Source organism: Glutamicibacter sp., assembly GCF_050701915.1.
Classification (GTDB): domain Bacteria; phylum Actinomycetota; class Actinomycetes; order Actinomycetales; family Micrococcaceae; genus Glutamicibacter.
The window spans coordinates 71,938-88,982 of sequence record NZ_JBOGEG010000006.1 but is presented as its reverse complement, the minus strand read 5'-3'; the positions used below and the strand labels follow the sequence as shown (position 1 = coordinate 88,982).

General features: G+C 54.9%; 14 protein-coding genes. 11 read left to right on the top strand and 3 right to left on the bottom strand.

Annotation, left to right across the window (positions count from 1 at the left end; genetic code table 11):
* Window positions 1–20 precede the first annotated feature (20 nt).
* From ACRDT3_RS06450 to ACRDT3_RS06440, 3 genes are all read right to left on the bottom strand, one after another.
* The gene (locus ACRDT3_RS06450) at window positions 21–2,237 is read right to left on the bottom strand and encodes a protein kinase domain-containing protein (RefSeq protein WP_431492188.1); all 2,217 of its coding nucleotides are present in this window, start codon (window positions 2,235–2,237) and stop codon (window positions 21–23) included.
* 202 nt (window positions 2,238–2,439) lie between these two features.
* The gene (locus ACRDT3_RS06445; RefSeq protein WP_013348560.1) at window positions 2,440–2,688 is read right to left on the bottom strand and encodes a WhiB family transcriptional regulator; all 249 of its coding nucleotides are present in this window, start codon (window positions 2,686–2,688) and stop codon (window positions 2,440–2,442) included.
* A 613-nt stretch (window positions 2,689–3,301) separates the two neighbouring features.
* Window positions 3,302–7,135 (bottom strand): FtsK/SpoIIIE domain-containing protein, encoded by a 3,834-nt coding sequence (locus ACRDT3_RS06440; RefSeq protein ID WP_431492187.1) that lies wholly within the window; start codon window positions 7,133–7,135, stop codon window positions 3,302–3,304.
* A 249-nt stretch (window positions 7,136–7,384) separates the two neighbouring features.
* Between ACRDT3_RS06440 and ACRDT3_RS06435 the strand changes: the two genes are divergently transcribed.
* The 11 genes from ACRDT3_RS06435 (at window position 7,385) to ACRDT3_RS06385 (ending at window position 17,019) form a co-directional block, all read left to right on the top strand.
* On the top strand, window positions 7,385–8,605 hold the full coding sequence (locus ACRDT3_RS06435) for a CpaF family protein (protein WP_431492186.1): 1,221 nt from the start codon (window positions 7,385–7,387) through the stop codon (window positions 8,603–8,605).
* A 2-nt stretch (window positions 8,606–8,607) separates the two neighbouring features.
* The gene (locus tag ACRDT3_RS06430) at window positions 8,608–9,459 is read left to right on the top strand and encodes a type II secretion system F family protein (RefSeq protein ID WP_431492185.1); all 852 of its coding nucleotides are present in this window, start codon (window positions 8,608–8,610) and stop codon (window positions 9,457–9,459) included.
* Window positions 9,456–10,397 (top strand): type II secretion system F family protein, encoded by a 942-nt coding sequence (locus ACRDT3_RS06425; protein ID WP_431492184.1) that lies wholly within the window; start codon window positions 9,456–9,458, stop codon window positions 10,395–10,397. The genes ACRDT3_RS06430 and ACRDT3_RS06425 overlap by 4 nt, the downstream gene beginning before the upstream one ends.
* 63 nt (window positions 10,398–10,460) lie before the next feature.
* The gene (locus tag ACRDT3_RS06420; protein WP_431492183.1) at window positions 10,461–10,694 is read left to right on the top strand and encodes a hypothetical protein; all 234 of its coding nucleotides are present in this window, start codon (window positions 10,461–10,463) and stop codon (window positions 10,692–10,694) included.
* 6 nt (window positions 10,695–10,700) lie between these two features.
* Window positions 10,701–11,120, top strand: a complete 420-nt coding sequence (locus ACRDT3_RS06415) for a TadE family protein (protein ID WP_431492182.1) — start codon at window positions 10,701–10,703, stop codon at window positions 11,118–11,120.
* Window positions 11,113–11,559, top strand: coding sequence for a hypothetical protein (locus ACRDT3_RS06410; RefSeq protein WP_431492181.1), 447 nt, complete (start codon window positions 11,113–11,115; stop codon window positions 11,557–11,559). The genes ACRDT3_RS06415 and ACRDT3_RS06410 overlap by 8 nt, the downstream gene beginning before the upstream one ends.
* Before the next feature lie 46 nt (window positions 11,560–11,605).
* Entirely contained in the window at window positions 11,606–12,007 is a 402-nt protein-coding gene (locus tag ACRDT3_RS06405; protein ID WP_431492180.1) for a hypothetical protein, read from the top strand.
* Window positions 12,008–12,397: 390 nt separating this feature from the next.
* A complete protein-coding gene (gene prfB, locus ACRDT3_RS06400; RefSeq protein ID WP_105658366.1) occupies window positions 12,398–13,513 on the top strand; it encodes a peptide chain release factor 2 in 1,116 nt (371 codons plus the stop codon).
* Window positions 13,514–13,793: 280 nt separating this feature from the next.
* A complete protein-coding gene (gene ftsE / locus ACRDT3_RS06395; protein WP_105658367.1) occupies window positions 13,794–14,591 on the top strand; it encodes a cell division ATP-binding protein FtsE in 798 nt (265 codons plus the stop codon).
* Window positions 14,588–15,502: a permease-like cell division protein FtsX gene (ftsX, locus tag ACRDT3_RS06390; RefSeq protein WP_105658368.1), complete on the top strand. Its 915-nt coding sequence runs from the start codon at window positions 14,588–14,590 to the stop codon at window positions 15,500–15,502. The genes ftsE and ftsX overlap by 4 nt, the downstream gene beginning before the upstream one ends.
* Window positions 15,503–15,555: 53 nt before the next feature.
* Window positions 15,556–17,019, top strand: a complete 1,464-nt coding sequence (locus tag ACRDT3_RS06385; protein WP_431492179.1) for a peptidoglycan DD-metalloendopeptidase family protein — start codon at window positions 15,556–15,558, stop codon at window positions 17,017–17,019.
* The last annotated feature ends 26 nt before the right edge of the window (window positions 17,020–17,045 follow it).

Here is a 17,045-nt window from a genome sequence, read left to right as displayed (position 1 = left end):
CCTGAGAACTGTCGGAGGCCTTAGAAGGCGTAAATGCTGATCTCTCTGCCGCGCACAGCTTGCTGATTCAATGGAGACTGCATGCGAACGGTCTGGCCGAAACCGCCGAAGACATTGTGGGTCTTAACGGAAAAGCCAGCGGATTCCAGCGTCGTGATCGCTTGTTCGACGCTCAGGCCGAGCACGGATGGGATCTGGACGTATTCTGGTCCTTGCGAGATATTCACGCTCACGGTGCTGCCGTACGCAACGGAGCCCTGCGCCGGGTCCTGGGCGGCGACTAGGTCTTTTTCGATCGTTGTGGAATGGACGGATTCACCGTCCCCCAGCTTCAGGCCCATGGCCTCAAGTTTTTCCTTTGCCGCGTCCTTGCCGAGACCAATGACCGTAGGAACACGAACCGGAGCATGTCCCTTGGAAACAGTGAGGGTGATGATGTTCTTTCGCGGCAATTTCTTGCCGGCGGCAGGAGAGGAACTGATAACCTCGCCCTTCTTCACAGATTCCGAGTAGGCCTCGGCGGTCTTCACATCGTCGAAACCGATCTCAGCCAGCGCCTTGGTGGCCTGATCCAGGGTTTTCCCGGTGACATCCGGAACTGCAAAAAGCTGCGGGCCTTGCGAAACTATCAGATCGATTCCCTGGAACTTCATGATGTTCTCGCCGGTCCCAGGTCGTGAATCGACCACCCTGCCGATGGCAATCTCATCGTTGTAGGTAGTGCCTATGCGAACTGGAACACCTTGGCCATCCATTTGCTCGACTGCCTGCGACTCAAGCATGCCCGTCAAGGACGGGATGCGGATAATGGTTCCGGGGCCACGACCGAAGAACCAGCCGGCGCCTGCAACCAGAGCAACGATGAGGATCCACATCAGGGTGATGACGAACTTCTGGGTACCAGTGCGAGGCTGACGCAAACGGTGCGTAGGTACCTGTGCTTCCTTGCGCCACTTCCGAGCAGCCTGCTTCTGCGCACGTTTCTGGCCACGTACCGACAGCTGCGTTTCAGGGGCCCTGTCATTCTCGTTGGCCGGTTCCAGCTCGCTGCCGCGGGTGTACAGCGATGTTGCGGCTATGCCAGAAGCATTGCCAAAATCGGCGACACGAGGTTGAGCCAGGGTGGCTTGCGCTTCGCGAAGATCCAAGACCTCGGTGGCGTCGGCCGCCGCAATGACGGTCGTCTGATCAGGATCGGCAGGGGCATCATCGACTTCATAGCCAGCCTCGTGCTGAGCAGTGTTTCGCTTCAGCCATAGCTGTTCGCGCTCATCTTCGCGCTCGCGTTGCATCGCATCAAGGCGCTGCTGCAGGGTAGTAGGCATCTGCGTGAAAGTTTGCGGGGTGAGATCTTCAATCCCGCCGAGGTCTTCGGCTCCCAGGTCCAGTTGCCCGTCGTCGAGCGTCGAACGGATCTGGATGATCTCCTCCAACAACAACGAGGCATCCTGCGGACGCTTCTCGGGATCCTTCTCGGTGCACCATCGAACGAGCTCATCGAGATCTTCGGCTAATCCCGGGACCAAGTCCGAGGGCATGGGCATGGGGGAGTCCAGATGATGTTTCATCAATGCGGCGGCATTGGTCTCGGCATACGGCGCTTGTCCAGTAAGCATCTGATAGATCATGATGCCCAGGGCATAAATGTCGCTGCGCGAATCGGCTGGTGCCCCTGAAACTAGTTCGGGGGAGACATGGGACAGCGTTGCCACGAGCGTCGCTGACTGGGTATGAGCGCTGGCAGCACGGGCCAATCCGAAGTCGGTCACTTTCACTTCACCGGTATCGGAGAGCAGCACATTTGCCGGTTTCATATCCCGGTGGATGATTCCCTCGCTGTGTGCGGCGCTGAGGCCGTGGCAAATTTGTTCAAGTACGCTAAGCGCCTGACGCGGAGTAAAGCGGCCGCGTTCTTCAATGACCTGTTCGAGGTTGCGTCCGCGAACATATTCCATCACGAGGTACACCAGATTGTCGCTCACGTTGTGATCACGGATGGAGACCACATTCGGATGAGAGATATTTGCAGCGATGACAGCTTCAGATTCGAATCGTTCACGTACTGTATGCTCGCTGGCGAAGTTGTCGTTCAAGATCTTCACAACGACGGCTCGGTGCAGGCGCTTGTCCATACTCCGATAGATGCGTGACATGCCACCCAAGGCAAGCAGGTGGTCCAGGCGGTATCGACCATCCAGCGTCTTGCCCAGGTTCGGGTCGGTCAGGGCCGGGCTCATTTTGCGGTCGCACCTGCCTGAACGGTGCACGCGAAGCGGGCCAGAGTCACTAACGGTTCCTTTCGAACATGAATACTACTTTTAATGTACCTAGCTGAGCTGACAATTTGTCGCTTAAACTCGAAATCCGCCAGTGGTGTTTACCTCTGGCGGATTTCGTATAGCGTCTCGGGTTGCGAGAATTACCTCGAGCGCAGCTTAATTAGGAAGCGCGGCGTGCTCGTGCTGCACGACGCTTCAGGGCACGACGCTCATCTTCGCTCATGCCACCCCATACGCCTGCATCCTGGCCGGACTCAATAGCCCACTGCAGGCAGGTCTCGGTTACTTCACATCGACGGCAGACGCTCTTGGCCTCTTCGATCTGCAACAGGGCCGGACCGGTGTTTCCCACTGGGAAAAACAGTTCCGGGTCCTTTTCCAGACACGCCGCGCGGCTACGCCAATCCATGCTTATTGATGCTCCTTGAAATCTGAGAGGGTCTGAAACACCAACGACAATCAACACACAGGCAAAAAACACCTAGGAGTGAAATGAAATCCTGGTTGCCTAGCGGTTAACATCTGGCGCTTCGAAAGGTCGGAGAAGTCCATTCGGGCACTTCGTTTAACCGACCACATAAGGTTTTCATGTAACGCGGAAGTAAACAAGAGTCACGGTAGCGAAATGTTGCTGAATGCCTGAGTGCTTTCTCACATGGCATTTGGCACTAGGATCAGCTAGTTATCAGAGGTGTGGCGCGAACAACAGCGAAAGTCAATTGTTGCGGTTGAGTTCCTGCAGAAGGTCAACGAAAATTGTTGATGTGAGCAACGAAAATACAATCTCGTCCCGCCCAACCAGTGTTTTCGTGGTTGCCGCGCTTGTCCTAATTGAGTCCCTGGCTACCCTGGCGTACGCCATCAGCTACATGCTGAACCTCGACACCAACGGAACAGTCAATATGGGCGGGCAGTTGTTCATGCTGGCCCTTTGCTTACTGCTTGCCGTTTGGCACGGCTCCGTTGCTATCAACTTCCTCAAGGGGAAAGCATTCACTCGTGCTCCGATTGTCGTTTGGCAACTATTCCAGCTCATCCTCTCTGTTTCTTTCCTGAGCTCCAATATCCCGATGGTGACGGCCGCGGCGGTACTTTCCATCGTGGTCGCCGGAATCACTGTGGTGATGCTCTTCGCTCCGAAGACCACCGCATTCCTCGGAGACCGGCCGAACCGCTGAATGGTCATCAGATAATTCGTGCGGAATATGGATCACCCGCGGTTTGCCACGTTTGGAGATAATCGCGCACCAATAGTCATTGGACCCCTGATGAAGCACCTGATGGATCGGCGGCCAGTTCATTGGTTGCAGATCCTGCGGATGATGGGCTTCGATAACGATCACCTGGCGATCATCGAGCCCGTTGGCACTCATTCCTAAGTCGTAGGCCATCCTGCTAGACGGCGGAACGAATAGTACGACACTGATCCCCCTGGATTTCAGCGCGTCCAGGAACAGCGGCAACCGGGAATCGTTGGTGGTTTCGAGGAAAAGGCAGAGTAATTCCTGCCGAGCAGTGTACGAGCCGTCCCCGAGAGAACGGACGAACCGCTCAAAGTCCGATATGCCGGAAATAAGCGCAGAGTTCCAGCGCGCAGCTAGTACGGCAGACAACTGCTGGCGCTGTTGCATATCTGGGCAGAGTGCAACGACCAATGGACCTGCAGGTCGAGGTGCAGTTGCACCATCGAAGGGTGAATAGCCCAGAAAATTTGTCGGTTGAAGGACAGAACCAGAAGAATCCTGAGAAGCTGACGGCAGTTCCGGCCAGGCACTGCCGGCGACTCCAGCTGATTGCACTTTGGTGAGTTGAAAGACCTGCGGCGGACGCCCTGAACTCAGCTTGACCCCTCGACCAGGCAGGAGTGAACAAGCCGGGATCTTGGGCCAGATCATCTTTAATGACTCGGTGGCGTTGAATGGGAAGAACCATTGCTCTGTACAAAGGCCGGTGGACTTCAAAGTGTTCTGGTCTCGGTCAACTGAATAAATCACCATAGGTGATTCCGGGCCGCCGGAACGCAATAGCGTACCGAGGGCTTCGTCCAGGCGTTGGAAATGCTGCGGGTGGATATTGGACTGTAATTGGGCTAGTGAATGAACAAGAATGATCAATGCCGGATCCTTGGGCATGGATTCTACGAAGTCGACAGCATCCAAAAAGCCATAGGGATCTTCACCCGTGACAACTTTGACGTTTTTAGCGGCACCTGGGATCGGCGACGGACCGAAGCACAGTATTTTTCTCGGCGAAGCGGCTAGAGAAGCAAAAATGTTGCGGGCTCCGGCCTCTGGCAAGCCGCAGATCAACGTTGATCTTGAACGGGCAGGGTCAAGAATCAAAGGTTCAAGCCGGGCCAAATGCAGATTATCTGCAACACCACAGTAGATTGTTCCTCGCTCCTTCCCATTCCACATATCTGGAGAGTGCCATGGTTCTGCTGGCAGCGGCAGCGCGGGAGCAAAACCAGAGACCGGAAGCTCCGTAGCGGACCACCGAGAGGAAAGCTCTTCTGCATGCTTTCGCAAGGGGTCTGCCGCTACTGATGCGATGCTGCTTTCGAATCGGCACAACGGAAGCAGGCTAAGATCTTGACGATTCCGCTCGAATAGTTCGCCATGCAGTGGCGGCTCGATGGCCAGATGGAATTGCATGCTCCTGGTTGGCTTGGAAGCACTCTTGATGATCGCTTGACCAGGGCAGAGGAGTTTGGACGCTTCGGTGGAGCCAACAAGTTCCACGGACTCACTCGAGTCGTTTACTCTTAATGCGATTGTTGTGTTTAAGTTCGCCTTGGTTTGACCCGTCAATGCGCCGGCCGGACGCTGCGTGCTGAGAAATAGATGGATTCCTAGAGCCCGTCCCACCGCGGCTAAACGATCGATTCTGACGCTGGCTAGAGGAAGCGTTTCGACGAAGACACGGAATTCGTCAATCACTACCAGCAAGCGAGGAAGAACCCGACCCGATTCATCGAGATCTTGATATTCGGCAATGTCGCTACAGCCTTGATCTGCCAGAAGTTCCTCGCGCCGACGCACTTCATGTTCTAGTTGTTCCAGCGTGCGCTGAGCGGCAGCCTCATCGAGGTCGCTTGCGAAGAGCTGGACATGGGGCAAGCTTGCATAAACGCTGAGTCCAGCTCCGCCCTTGAAATCAATGAGTGCGAAGGCGAGCTGAGCCGGCGAGTAATTGCGTGCAAAATCAGAAATGATGCGTCTGAGCGCTTCTGATTTGCCTGACCCGGTAGTGCCGCAAACTAAGACATGAGGACCGTCCTCATGAAGATCGAGGAACACTTCTTCTTGCTGTTCGCCTAGGCCAAGATGTGCCCGTATGGCTAGGGATGGAGATGGACTGGATTCTGAGTACTTGGTTATTGCCTGCTTCTGCAGCTGGACGTACTGCTGCACCATCTTGTCGAACCGCGTAAGGCTCAGCGTGCTTAGGCTCTGCAGAATTAGGCGTTCATCGGGCAAATGCGCAGACACAAGGCTAGGATCAATCCAATTCTCTACGGACTCGGCCAGCACCGGTGAAATACCCAGCACTAGGGTGCCAGCGAGTGGTTGAGGTGCCTGGGCAGTGACGTACAGCGTGGTCAAGCTGTTTTCCTGTCTCCTGATGGCGCTCGATTCTTCGGAAACGGACAAATGTGCCAGGGAAACGTTGCCCATTAACAGCAACGACGCCGGAAGGCATCGAATACTGGGATCGATCACGAGCCGTACCTGGCCGGAATGTATGGCCGGGAGGTAGCGCGCAAGTACCGCGGCGAGAATCGCTCCAGTGCTTTGCCCTTGCCTCGATTTCAGCTGCCATACGCTAGGGCTACTTGTGAAAAATACTGGGCCGAACCAGGGCGCATCCGACTTAATCTTCTTGAGGCTACGAAATATTTTGCGTACCCCCGTGGGATCAGAACGAGAGATTTCTTGGGGAGACCACAGACCCTCGCCCCAAACCAATGGTGGTATCTGAGCACAGGACAGTCCCAATGAAGCAGAATCCAGTCCGGCTACGAAGGATTCTCCAAGGGCGGGAGAATATTTCGTTCTCGCGATGATTGCGGAAGCACGTTGCGCTTCCATTTCTTTTTTCCATTGGCGCCGCTCCACGAACAGCTGGCCTGCAGGTACTAAACCCATGAGGGCCGAAACGCCACTCAAGATCAGAAAGAGCATCGAACCGGTGACCAAGGCAAGCAAGATACCGGAGATGATCGGAACGAATGCTGCTAAGACCAAAGCAATTAAGCGGGAGAGCTCGGGCTTGGATGGTGCCTGGATCTCCAATTGTTCGGACGTTACCAAATGGCCGGATTCGGCCGTTATAGGATCACCGACGGCGAATTCGGTATTGCCTAGCAGGAAACGCGATCCTTGCTCCAAATCGATGGACTCGCAGCGGCTGCCATCTGGCATGGCAATCTGTTGTCCAGAGCAAGCCACTAAGCGTAGGCCCCGTGTCGTCACTACTAACTTCGCGTGAACCCTGGACATCAGCGGATCTTCTAACCACAACGGGGCGGTTCTGCCGATGAAATGTTCTCCTTTAGTGAGCGGAATCCAGGCACCAGCGTCGGGGCCACGAAGTACATAAAGCTTGAGACACGAAGCTGTGGTGCTTGTGGCGCGAACGGGCTGAGGCAATTCACTGAGCAGCAGACGTTCATTCGTATGCAGGATCTCCAACTCTTCTATCCGCGTCATTCCCGAATACCATCGCTGTTCCGGGAATTGCTGCTGTAGCAATGCGGCGAGCTGCTTGCCCGAGATTCGTCCTGACATGACAAGCTCGAATTGCCGCGGATGCTGGAATTTTCGGGAAATCAGAAGTAATTCATAGCGGACCATGAGGTCTCCTGAAAGTAATGGAAAGTTGTCGTTCCCATCTAAACCAGCCATTTGGGCTGGGCCGGAAAATAAGTATCTTGTTGTGGACAAAGAACCAGGAACTATCCACAACTACGAGAACCTCTTGAAAGCGGTCTCTGCTGCAGATAGCATCCCTTGTCATACGAATAGGTATGCTGCACCGACGACTCGCTCGCCGATAGTCCCCGAGATCGGGATCCTCCAGTAGGAAAGTCAAAGGAGTCAGTCGTGGAAGCGCTGTCCATTGTCGAAGACGAAGTACGTGAGCTGGTACGCCGTCGTGGGTTGGACCCAGCTAAACAGCCAGCGATGATCCGTTCCCTGATTGAAGAGGTCATTCGTGACTACGACGAACGCGCATTGCTTGGAGCGGTACCTTCACTTGGATCGCTCGAGGCTGCCCAACGCTCGGTATTCGACAATGTGGCCGGGTTTGGAGCGTTGCAACCCTTATTGGACGATCCTTCTGTTGAAGAGATCTGGGTAAATTCTCCGCAACAAGTATTTTGTGCCAGAGGTGGCCAAAGCGAACTGACCCACATACGTATGGAGCCGGCAGAAATCGCAGCTCTAGTCGAACGCATGCTTAAGACTTCGGGCAGGCGACTGGACCTTTCCCAGCCATTCGTCGATTGCCAATTGCCCGATGGGTCTCGTCTCCACGTCGTGATTCCAGACATCACCCATGAGCATTGGGCCCTCAACATTCGTAAATTCATCGCTCGCGCAGGAAAACTTGACGATTTAGTCGACCTTGGAGCGTTGAGCGAACAAGCGGCGAGGTTCCTTTCCACCGCAATCAGCGCCGGTCTGAATGTCATTGTGACTGGCCCTACGCAGGCCGGCAAGACGACAATGCTTAATTGTCTGGCGTCGGCAATCGGACCCAGGGAACGAATTATCACCATCGAGGAAATCTTTGAGTTGAATCTTTCACTCAGAGATGTCGTTGCGATGCAAACTCGCCTCGCAAATCTTGAAGGCACCGGAGAAATCACCATGCGCCGACTGGTCAAGGAAGCTCTGCGCATGCGCCCTGAACGGATCATTGTCGGTGAGGTCCGCGAAGCGGAGTCCTTGGATATGCTGATTGCGCTGAACTCGGGAATCGCGGGGCTTTGTACCTTGCATGCAAATTCTGCCCGTGACGCGATCACGAAAATTTGCACTTTGCCGTTACTTGCCGGACCAAACATCACCAGTGACTTCACCATCAAGACAGTGGCCGCATGCATTGACCTTGTAGTTCACTGCGTGCGTAGTCCTCAGGGCCATCGCTATGTCAACGAAATTCTCAGCGTGCGCAACCGCGTGGAGGAAGGACAAATTGAGTCCTCGACACTATTCGAACGGCAAGCCGATCGCCTGCTACCTGCTCGGGGAGCCGATTGGTCTCATGAAAAATTTGATGTCGCTGGAATAAATATTGCCGAATTGATGGCGGTGTAGCGGTGGTTGCTTTCTGTGCCCTTCTCGGCGGGTTAGGCATTGCCTTAATGGTTGATTGGCTGCTCTTTTCCCCGTGGGTGAGAGCGCCTAGACGTAGCTCAGCCATTAAGAATGCGCTTCTCCATGCAGGCATGAGCAACCTGGCTCCGGCAAAATTCATCGTGATTTGCGTGGTCTGCGGGCTCACGTTCGCGTTGGTGACCTTGGGACTAACTGCTTCGCCGCTATTCGCCGTGATTTTTTGTATCTTCGGCTCATTCGCACCATGGGTCTACCTGCGCCATCAAGCCGCCAAACGACAAGCAGCATTGCAAGAACAATGGCCAGAAGTGGTTGATCACTTGCGAAGTGCCATCCGGGCAGGCCTTTCTCTTCCCGAAGCATTGAGCCAATTGGCAGTCGTGGGCCCGCAGGTATTGCGTCCTCTATTCCGAGATTTCGCGTTGGACTATCGAGCCACGGCGAACTTCTCCGTGGCGCTGGACCAATTGGGCGAACGCCTAGCAGATCCGGTAGCCGACAAAATCCTTACGACATTGCGGATCACTCGTGAAGTCGGGGGCACCGACTTGGGACACACTCTCACAACTTTGTCGGCATTCTTGCGCGATGACGTGAGAACACGAGGTGAACTCGCGGCCCGCCAATCATGGATTGTTTCGGCAGCCCGTTTGGCAGTTGCCGCACCATGGATCCTGTTGTTGGTCTTGGGCACCCAGGAAGCTGCCAAAGATGCCTATATGACGGTCGGGGGAGTGATCGTGCTAAGCCTTGGCATGGTGGTTTCTCTCATTTGCTATCGAATCATGCTCCGGCTCGGTGCCTTGCCGGTAGAAGAACGAGTACTGGCATGAGCAGCTATACGTCGTGGGCGGCGCTTTGCGGTTTGGGGCTTGGCCTAGGCCTTTGGCTGGTCATCGTTAACCTGCCGGGCTGGCGAAAAATGGCGTTCGCTGATCGTATTGCGCCACATGTTCGCGTGGGCGTTCGAAGCTCACGCATGCTGGAGGACTCATGGAACTCTGAGTCTGGGCGCTCAGCTATAGGCCAACTAGCTGCCCCCATGTTGCTGCAAATCAAGAAGCTGGCGAGCCTGCACAGTCCTTCGGCAGATACTCTTCGGAAGCGTCTGAACGCTGCGGGATTGGACATGAGCGTAATTGACTATCGGTCTCAAGAAATTGTTTGTGCATTGGCAGGCTTGGTAGCAGGTTCAGCGTTCATGGCCTTTGCCGCCGTTCAGTATCACGTCTCTTTGATCTTATCGGTCCTAGTCGTTATCGGTTTCGGAATTGTTGGCTATGCATGGCGTGGATGGTGGCTTGGTGAACAGATCCATCGGCGGGCCCGGAAAATATTAACTCAGTTTCCAACAGTGGCTGAAGTGCTAGCGCTGACTGTCGGCGCAGGCGAATCAACAACTGGAGCTATCGAAAGAATTTCACGAATCTGCCACGGGGTGATCGGCGAGGAATTCACCAAGACCTTGAACGACATTCACGCAGGCACACCGATGGTCCAAGCAATGCAGAATATGTCGGACCGGATACAAATTGGGGCGATGACACGCTTTGTCGATGCAATCGTTGTCGCAACAGAGCGGGGCACGCCTTTGGCACAAGTGCTCAGGGACCAAGCACAAGACGTTCGTGACGCTTCTAAACGAGAACTTATGGAAGTAGCGGGAAAACGCGAGATTTCCATGCTAGTCCCGGTCGTGTTCGGAATTCTTCCCCTCACCATCGTTTTTGCCGTATTCCCCGGCCTGGCGTTATTGGAGATGAGTTATTGAACGGTGCACAGAAAAGCTTGAATTTCTCACTTTGAAATCCTTTAGCAAGTTGGAAGGGCCGTCATGAACCACGTACAAGAACTGATGATCAAGCTGGTATTGCAGATCGCTACGACCGGTGAACTACTCATTCGTAAGGTTTCTCCGAAACTCAGGGAAAGCAGAGGCGACGTGCCCGGCTGGGTCATGATTACCCTCATGTCCGCGTTACTGGTTGCTGCCTTGCTGGCCATTGCAGGACCTAGGCTGCAGGACCTGTTTAACCAAGCAATCGATCGAGTCTCCGGATTGGGATAACCGCGCATGAGGGCGAATGCGGGTTCACCTGGAAGTTCGGATTCCGCGGAACTTATTGGTAGCGAGAATGGGTCTGCCGTAGCCGAATTTGTCATGATCACAACGTTGCTTGTGGTCATCGCAATGACGCTTATACAACTCGCGTTGGTCCTGCATGTGCGCAACACGCTGATTGATGCAGCCTCGAACGGCGCCCACTACGGTGCTTTGGCCAATCGTTCAGTAGGCGACGCTCAAGGCAGAACTCGGACAATGATCACCGAAAGCTTGCATAGTGGATTTGCCCGTGACATTGCCGTGAACACGACCCGCGTTGGCGACAGCCAGCTGGTGACCGTATCGGTTAACACGCGGGTTCCCTTGGTCGGGCTCTTGCCGAACGGGTGGGATTTGCACGTTGAAGGAGAAGCGGTGCGATATGGGTAGAGCCAAGAATCTCCCTACCGCCATGCACAACAGAATCTGCGCTGAAGATCGTGGCAGTGCGATAGTGGAGTTTATTTTTGCTTCAACGGTCTTGCTGATTCCCATGGTGTACCTGATTTTGGCCGTCGGCCAGCTTCAGGGAGGCAGCTATGCCGTGGTCGGCGCTGCTGATCATGCAGCCAAGGTCTTTGCCACCGCCGATAATCCCGCCCAGGCAAGGTCAGATGCGCACGCAGTTGTACGAAGAACCATGAACAACTTTGGATATGCCAACGCTCGCACGTCGATTCGATGCGAAAAGGAATGCTTGAGTCCGGGCAGTGTCGTCACCGTGACGGTAGCGTTGGATGTTCCCCTTCCTTTCGTTTCCGACTGGGTAGAGGTGTCTGCTTTCACCGTGGATTCTTCAGCCTCGCAAAGGACTGATCGATTTGGCTAGGCCAAGACGCGCTGTCCTGAATCCACGGGATGAGGACGGACAATCCTTGGTGCTGGCAATCGGCTTGTGCGCCATCACTTTGCTGACTATTTCCGTGGTGCTAGCAGTCAGCGCAGTCAACCTTAAAGCGCGTCAGCTTTTGTCAATTGCCGACGGAGCGGTCGTCGCTGCCGTGGACGAATTCGAATTCGTTGCGGACAGTGGCAACCCGAGGATTCAGTTGGACCAGCAACGCGTGCAACAAGCCGCGCAACAGTACCTTTCAGATGTAGGAGCGGCCAGTCGCGTCGACAATTTACGCATTGGTCGGGTTCAGATCACGCCTGATGGGCAAGGCGCGAATCTCCAGCTGAAGGGTTCGGTGCAACCGCCGATAGTGGGGTGGATCGTTCCACGCGGAGTTCCAATATCTGTAGAATCATCGGCTCGAACTGTGCTGAGCAGGTGAACACAACCCCGGATAGCAGCCTGGATGATTTCAGCGAGGAGGGGAACGTACGAGTACGGGGAAACAAGGGCAAGAATATGTAAGCGAGCAACGCAGCTGCATGTACCAGGAGCAAATTCCAAGAATGATGGATCCAGCGCAAGCGGATCCTCTTAGCTACGGTGGTTGGTACTTCTGCGAAGCCTGCGGACCCCACCTCGAAATCTTCGTTCAAAATTACTGTTCGAGAACTGACTGGCTGGATCCCCGACCGATCCGTGGACGTAAGCCCTGCAAGTTGATTAGGGATTCCACTGCGGGATTTTCAATGAAAAGTTCGTGTAGAACTTATTTTCGGCGTTAACGCCGGACTCATTGATCAATGGCTAAATGACGTAGTCTTAGAGGACCATGGCAAAAACTGACTTCTCCGCTGAAATCCGCTCACTGCGTTCTACATTCTCCGCAATTGAAGACGTGAGCGATGTCGAGCAGATCAAAGCTGACATCGCAGTCCTCTCGGAAGAAGCTGGCGTTCCCAACCTCTGGGATGATCCGGCCGCTGCGCAGATCGTCACCAGCAAGCTATCGCATCGCCAGTCCGAGCTGGAACGGCTGACTCGGCTGAAGACCCGGATCGATGATTTGGAAGTCTTGGTTGAGCTGGCTGAGCTTGAAGACGACGATGATACGTTGCATGAAGCCGACAGAGAGCTCGTCAGCGTCCAGAAGTCCCTTGCCGAACTCGAAATTGTTACCCTCCTCAACGGTGAATTCGATGCTCGCGGCGCGGTTGTCACGATTCGCTCCGGTGCCGGCGGTGTTGATGCCGCCGATTTCGCGGAGATGCTCTTGCGTATGTACCTGCGCTGGGCTGAACGCCGTGGATACAAGGCCACCGTTATGGATACCTCGTATGCCGAAGAAGCAGGCCTCAAGTCGGCAACCTTCGAAATTGATGCACCGTATGCGTTCGGCACGCTCTCCGTAGAAGCCGGTACGCACCGTCTGGTTCGCATTTCACCATTCGATAACCAGGGCCGTCGCCAGACTTCGTTTGCCGCGGTGGAAGTTGTGCCGCTGATTGAGCAGACCGACACCATCGAAATCCCTGAATCTGAAATTCGCGTGGACGTATTCCGTTCCTCTGGCCCGGGCGGCCAGAGCGTTAACACCACCGACTCGGCGGTACGCATGACGCACATTCCTACCGGAGTTGTCGTCTCGATGCAGAATGAAAAGTCGCAGATCCAGAACCGTGCTGCCGCTCTTCGAGTTCTGCAGTCGCGGTTGCTGCTTCTGAAGAAGGAACAAGAAGACGCCCAGAAGAAGGAATTCGCCGGAGACGTGAAGGCATCCTGGGGCGATCAGATGCGTTCCTACGTGCTTAACCCGTATCAGATGGTCAAGGACCTGCGTACCGAACACGAAGTGGGCAATACCCAGGCAGTACTTGATGGTGAAATTGACGATTTCATCGATGCCGGCATCCGCTGGCGTGCAGGACAGCGTCGTCCAAGTAAGTAGGCGATGCCGCGAATCCCAGCTGGGCTAAACGTTTTTGCTACAAAGGGTGTAAGTATCAACACCGATACGAACCCCTCATCGCTAATTACAGCTAGTCATGCCCAAGCTGCGCATTTTGCGTTAGCTGTACGTACGGCATGAATCTTGCAACACACCTTATATTTCGGCTGGTTCGCTGCCTTGCACCGATAGTGTTTGGAAGACTGGCGCATCAAATGACGTTTGATCTCGAGATTGGTATTCGTGGGTCGCGCCCCGACGAAGACTAGCGATTGAAGACATGATTAAATTCGAAAACGTCTCGATGGTTTACGAGCCGAAGCAGCAGAATGCAGCTTTGGACGATATAAACATCGAGATAGACCGTGGCGAGTTCGCCTTCTTGGTTGGTGAATCCGGTTCGGGTAAGTCGACCTTCCTTAGCTTGGTGCTGCGCGAAAAGCGCTCCACCGACGGATCCGTCTACGTGGCGGGACAGAACCTGAACCGCATCCCAAGCCGCCGGGTGCCTAAACTGCGCCGTGACATTGGGTTCGTTTTCCAGGACTTCCGCCTATTGCGCGAACGTACGGTCTTCGACAACGTTGCGTTCGCCATGGAAGTCATCGGTGCTTCGCGTGCCCAGATCCGCGAACGTGTGCCGGATGCACTTAAAATGGTGGGTCTGGAGGATAAGGCGCGTCGTAAGCCAACTGAACTTTCCGGTGGCGAGCAGCAACGCGTCGGCATTGCCCGCGCCATTGTGAACAGGCCCTCGATCCTGCTTGCCGATGAGCCTACGGGTAACCTCGACCGCAAGAACAGCATCGAAGTCATGAACGTACTAAACCGCATTAACCAGAACGGTACGACCGTCCTGATGGCTACGCACGCACACGAACTGGTGAGCGAATACCGACACCGCGTTATTGAACTGAGCCGCGGGCAGGTCATCCGCGATGAAATTGATGGCCAGTACGCCCCGATGACCACCGTGGTGAACCAAGACGGTTCGCGCGAACTGCTCGTCGGCGATTCCGCCGTGGAGTACGACGAAGAGTCGCAGGTTGCTGAGGACAAGAAAGACGAGGACCAGTGAGACTAGGATTTATTCTCCGCGAAGCGGCGAAGGGCCTGCGGCAGAATGTCGTCATGGTCGTCTCTGTGGTGCTGGTGACCTTCGTATCGTTGACCTTCGTTGGTGCCTCGGTATTATTGCAGCTCCAGATCAACCAGATGAAGGGCTACTGGTACGACCGCATGGAAGTTGCGGTGTACCTCTGTGATGACACGAGCACTTCGCCAAACTGCGCTGGTAGCGCGGTTTCCGAAGAGCAGCGCCAGAGCATTGAAGAGATGCTCAAATCTGAGCAGCTCGCCCCGTACATCAAGGAATTTGCCTACGAGTCGAAAGACCAGGCTTACGAGAACTTCCTCGACCAATACGAGAACTCCGCGTTGGTTGATCAGGTCACTGCGGAGCAGCTGCCCGAATCATTCCGCGTCGCACTGGTAGACCCGGAAAAGTACCCGGTGATCAACGAGGCCTTCTCCACGGTTCAAGGTGTTGACTCGGTAATTGACCAACGGGAACTGCTCGAAAAGGTCTTCCAATTGGTGCGCGTGGCTTCCGCGGCGGCGGCTGTCGTTGCAATCGTGATGATTGTTTGCGCGGTATTGCTGACCGGTACAACCATTCAGCTTTCAGCTATGCACCGGCGACTCGAAACAACAATCATGCGACTGGTCGGCGCATCAAAAGCAACGATTCAGTTGCCGTTCATTATCGAAGGCGTGATCGCGTCGCTGATTGGCGGCTTACTGGCTTCTGGCACTTTGTGGTTGCTGCTGAAGTTCCTCGTCGAGGATAAGTTGGCCAACGAAAACGTCGGTGTAGCGTTCATCTCTACCAGCGAAATATGGCTAGTTGCTCCGATACTCTTGATTATTGGTATCGTTTTGGCCACAATTTCATCAGTGGTAACGTTGAAGCGTTACCTGAAGGTTTAGCCGAAACGTTATCTGGGCTTGAACTGAAGTACGCAATTTCTAAAAGGAGCTTTATGCTGTCGAACGCAGTGCGACGTAAATTCTTACGCGCCTCCATCGGTGGAGCAATGGCTCTCGCGCTCACGCTGCCCGCAGGCCTGGTAGCCGCCGATGAGCTGGACGACAAGAAAGCTCAAGTCGAAAAGAACATCGATAACCTCGAGAACGACATGGAATTCCTGGATGCCGACATTCAAGAAACCGACAGGAAATTGCGCGACCAGCAGGCGCAGGTGCCTGTTGCCCAGCAAGCATTGGCTGACGCGCAAAGCCGGGTAGCCAATGCACAGGCCACCCTTGCCGATCTCAACAACCGCTTAATCAGCGCGCAAGCGACTCGTGATGAGGTGGCTAAGCAGATCGAAGAAAACGCGGCTAAGCTTTCCGACGCTCAAGATGCAATGGCACAGATCGCTTCGGAAGCTTACAAGCGCGGAGGTGTTTCTGGAGGGCTGGACATGATTCTCAACATGGATTCGGCAACCAAGATGGCCGACGGCCTGGACATGGCCAACCGCGCCATGGAATCCCAGAATGCCGCATACAACGACCTGGCCCAGGAGCAGGCCAATAACGAAAGCAATAAGCTTCGTCTGGTTGCTGTAGAGAAAGAAATTTCCTCCCTGAAAGCTCAGGCCGAGGAAGCGTTGGCACAGGAACAGGCAGCACGAGATGCTGCGCAGAACGCCAAGAACGAGCTGGATGCGCTGGTAGCCAGCACCGAAGAGCTCAGCGCCGAACTCGAAGCGCAAAAGCCGCGTATTCAGGCGAAGTTGCAATCGCAGCAGAAGGAATACGCAGCGGTTAACCACCAGATCAAGGAACGCCAGGAGCGCTTGATCCGGGAAGCTGCCGAACGCAAGCGCAAGGCAGAAGAAAAAGCGCGCCGCGAAGCAGAAGCAGAGCGAAAGCGCATCGCTGAGGAAAAGGCTGCCTACGAGGCTGAGCAAGAACGCAAGGCCGCAGCAGCTCGTGCAGAGAAAAAGGCCTACAAGAAGAAGGCCTATGTGGCGCCGAAATCCCAGCCAAAGACTCCGACATACGCTGAGCCAAGCAGTTGGGGATTGGTTAAGCCAACTACCAGTAACCGTTTGACCTCGACCTTCGGTTGGCGCCCAACTCCTGCCGGAACAATCGACTATGGCGGCCGTGGCGGCTATGTCCACGCAGGCATTGACTGGGGCTTCGGCGGCCAGTGCGGTTCGCCAATCACGGCCGCTGCTTCCGGCGAAGTCTGGATGGCCGGTTGGGGTGGATCCTCTGGTAACAAGGTCACCATTTCGCACGGCGTTATCAAGGGCAAGGCCCTGGCCACCAACTACCACCACATGTCCCGCATCGCGGTTAGCGTCGGCCAGCATGTGAAGCAGGGCCAGGTTGTAGGCTATGTTGGCACCACCGGCAACTCGACCGGCTGCCATCTGCACTTCGAAACGATCATCAATGGTTCACATGTGAACCCATTGGGACTTCTCTAGCGCTAGACTTGTATTCTGTGCGCGGG

Coding starts and splice junctions, on each gene's coding strand:
- ACRDT3_RS06440 (WP_431492187.1), bottom strand. CDS start 7,135: ATGGTCCGCTATGAATTACTTCTGATTTCCCGAAAATTCCAGCATCCG.
- prfB (WP_105658366.1), top strand. CDS start 12,398: ATGGCAAAAACTGACTTCTCCGCTGAAATCCGCTCACTGCGTTCTACA.
- ACRDT3_RS06385 (WP_431492179.1), top strand. CDS start 15,556: ATGCTGTCGAACGCAGTGCGACGTAAATTCTTACGCGCCTCCATCGGT.
- ACRDT3_RS06445 (WP_013348560.1), bottom strand. CDS start 2,688: ATGGATTGGCGTAGCCGCGCGGCGTGTCTGGAAAAGGACCCGGAACTG.
- ftsE (WP_105658367.1), top strand. CDS start 13,794: ATGATTAAATTCGAAAACGTCTCGATGGTTTACGAGCCGAAGCAGCAG.
- ACRDT3_RS06415 (WP_431492182.1), top strand. CDS start 10,701: ATGAGGGCGAATGCGGGTTCACCTGGAAGTTCGGATTCCGCGGAACTT.
- ACRDT3_RS06410 (WP_431492181.1), top strand. CDS start 11,113: ATGGGTAGAGCCAAGAATCTCCCTACCGCCATGCACAACAGAATCTGC.
- ACRDT3_RS06425 (WP_431492184.1), top strand. CDS start 9,456: ATGAGCAGCTATACGTCGTGGGCGGCGCTTTGCGGTTTGGGGCTTGGC.
- ACRDT3_RS06420 (WP_431492183.1), top strand. CDS start 10,461: ATGAACCACGTACAAGAACTGATGATCAAGCTGGTATTGCAGATCGCT.
- ACRDT3_RS06450 (WP_431492188.1), bottom strand. CDS start 2,237: ATGAGCCCGGCCCTGACCGACCCGAACCTGGGCAAGACGCTGGATGGT.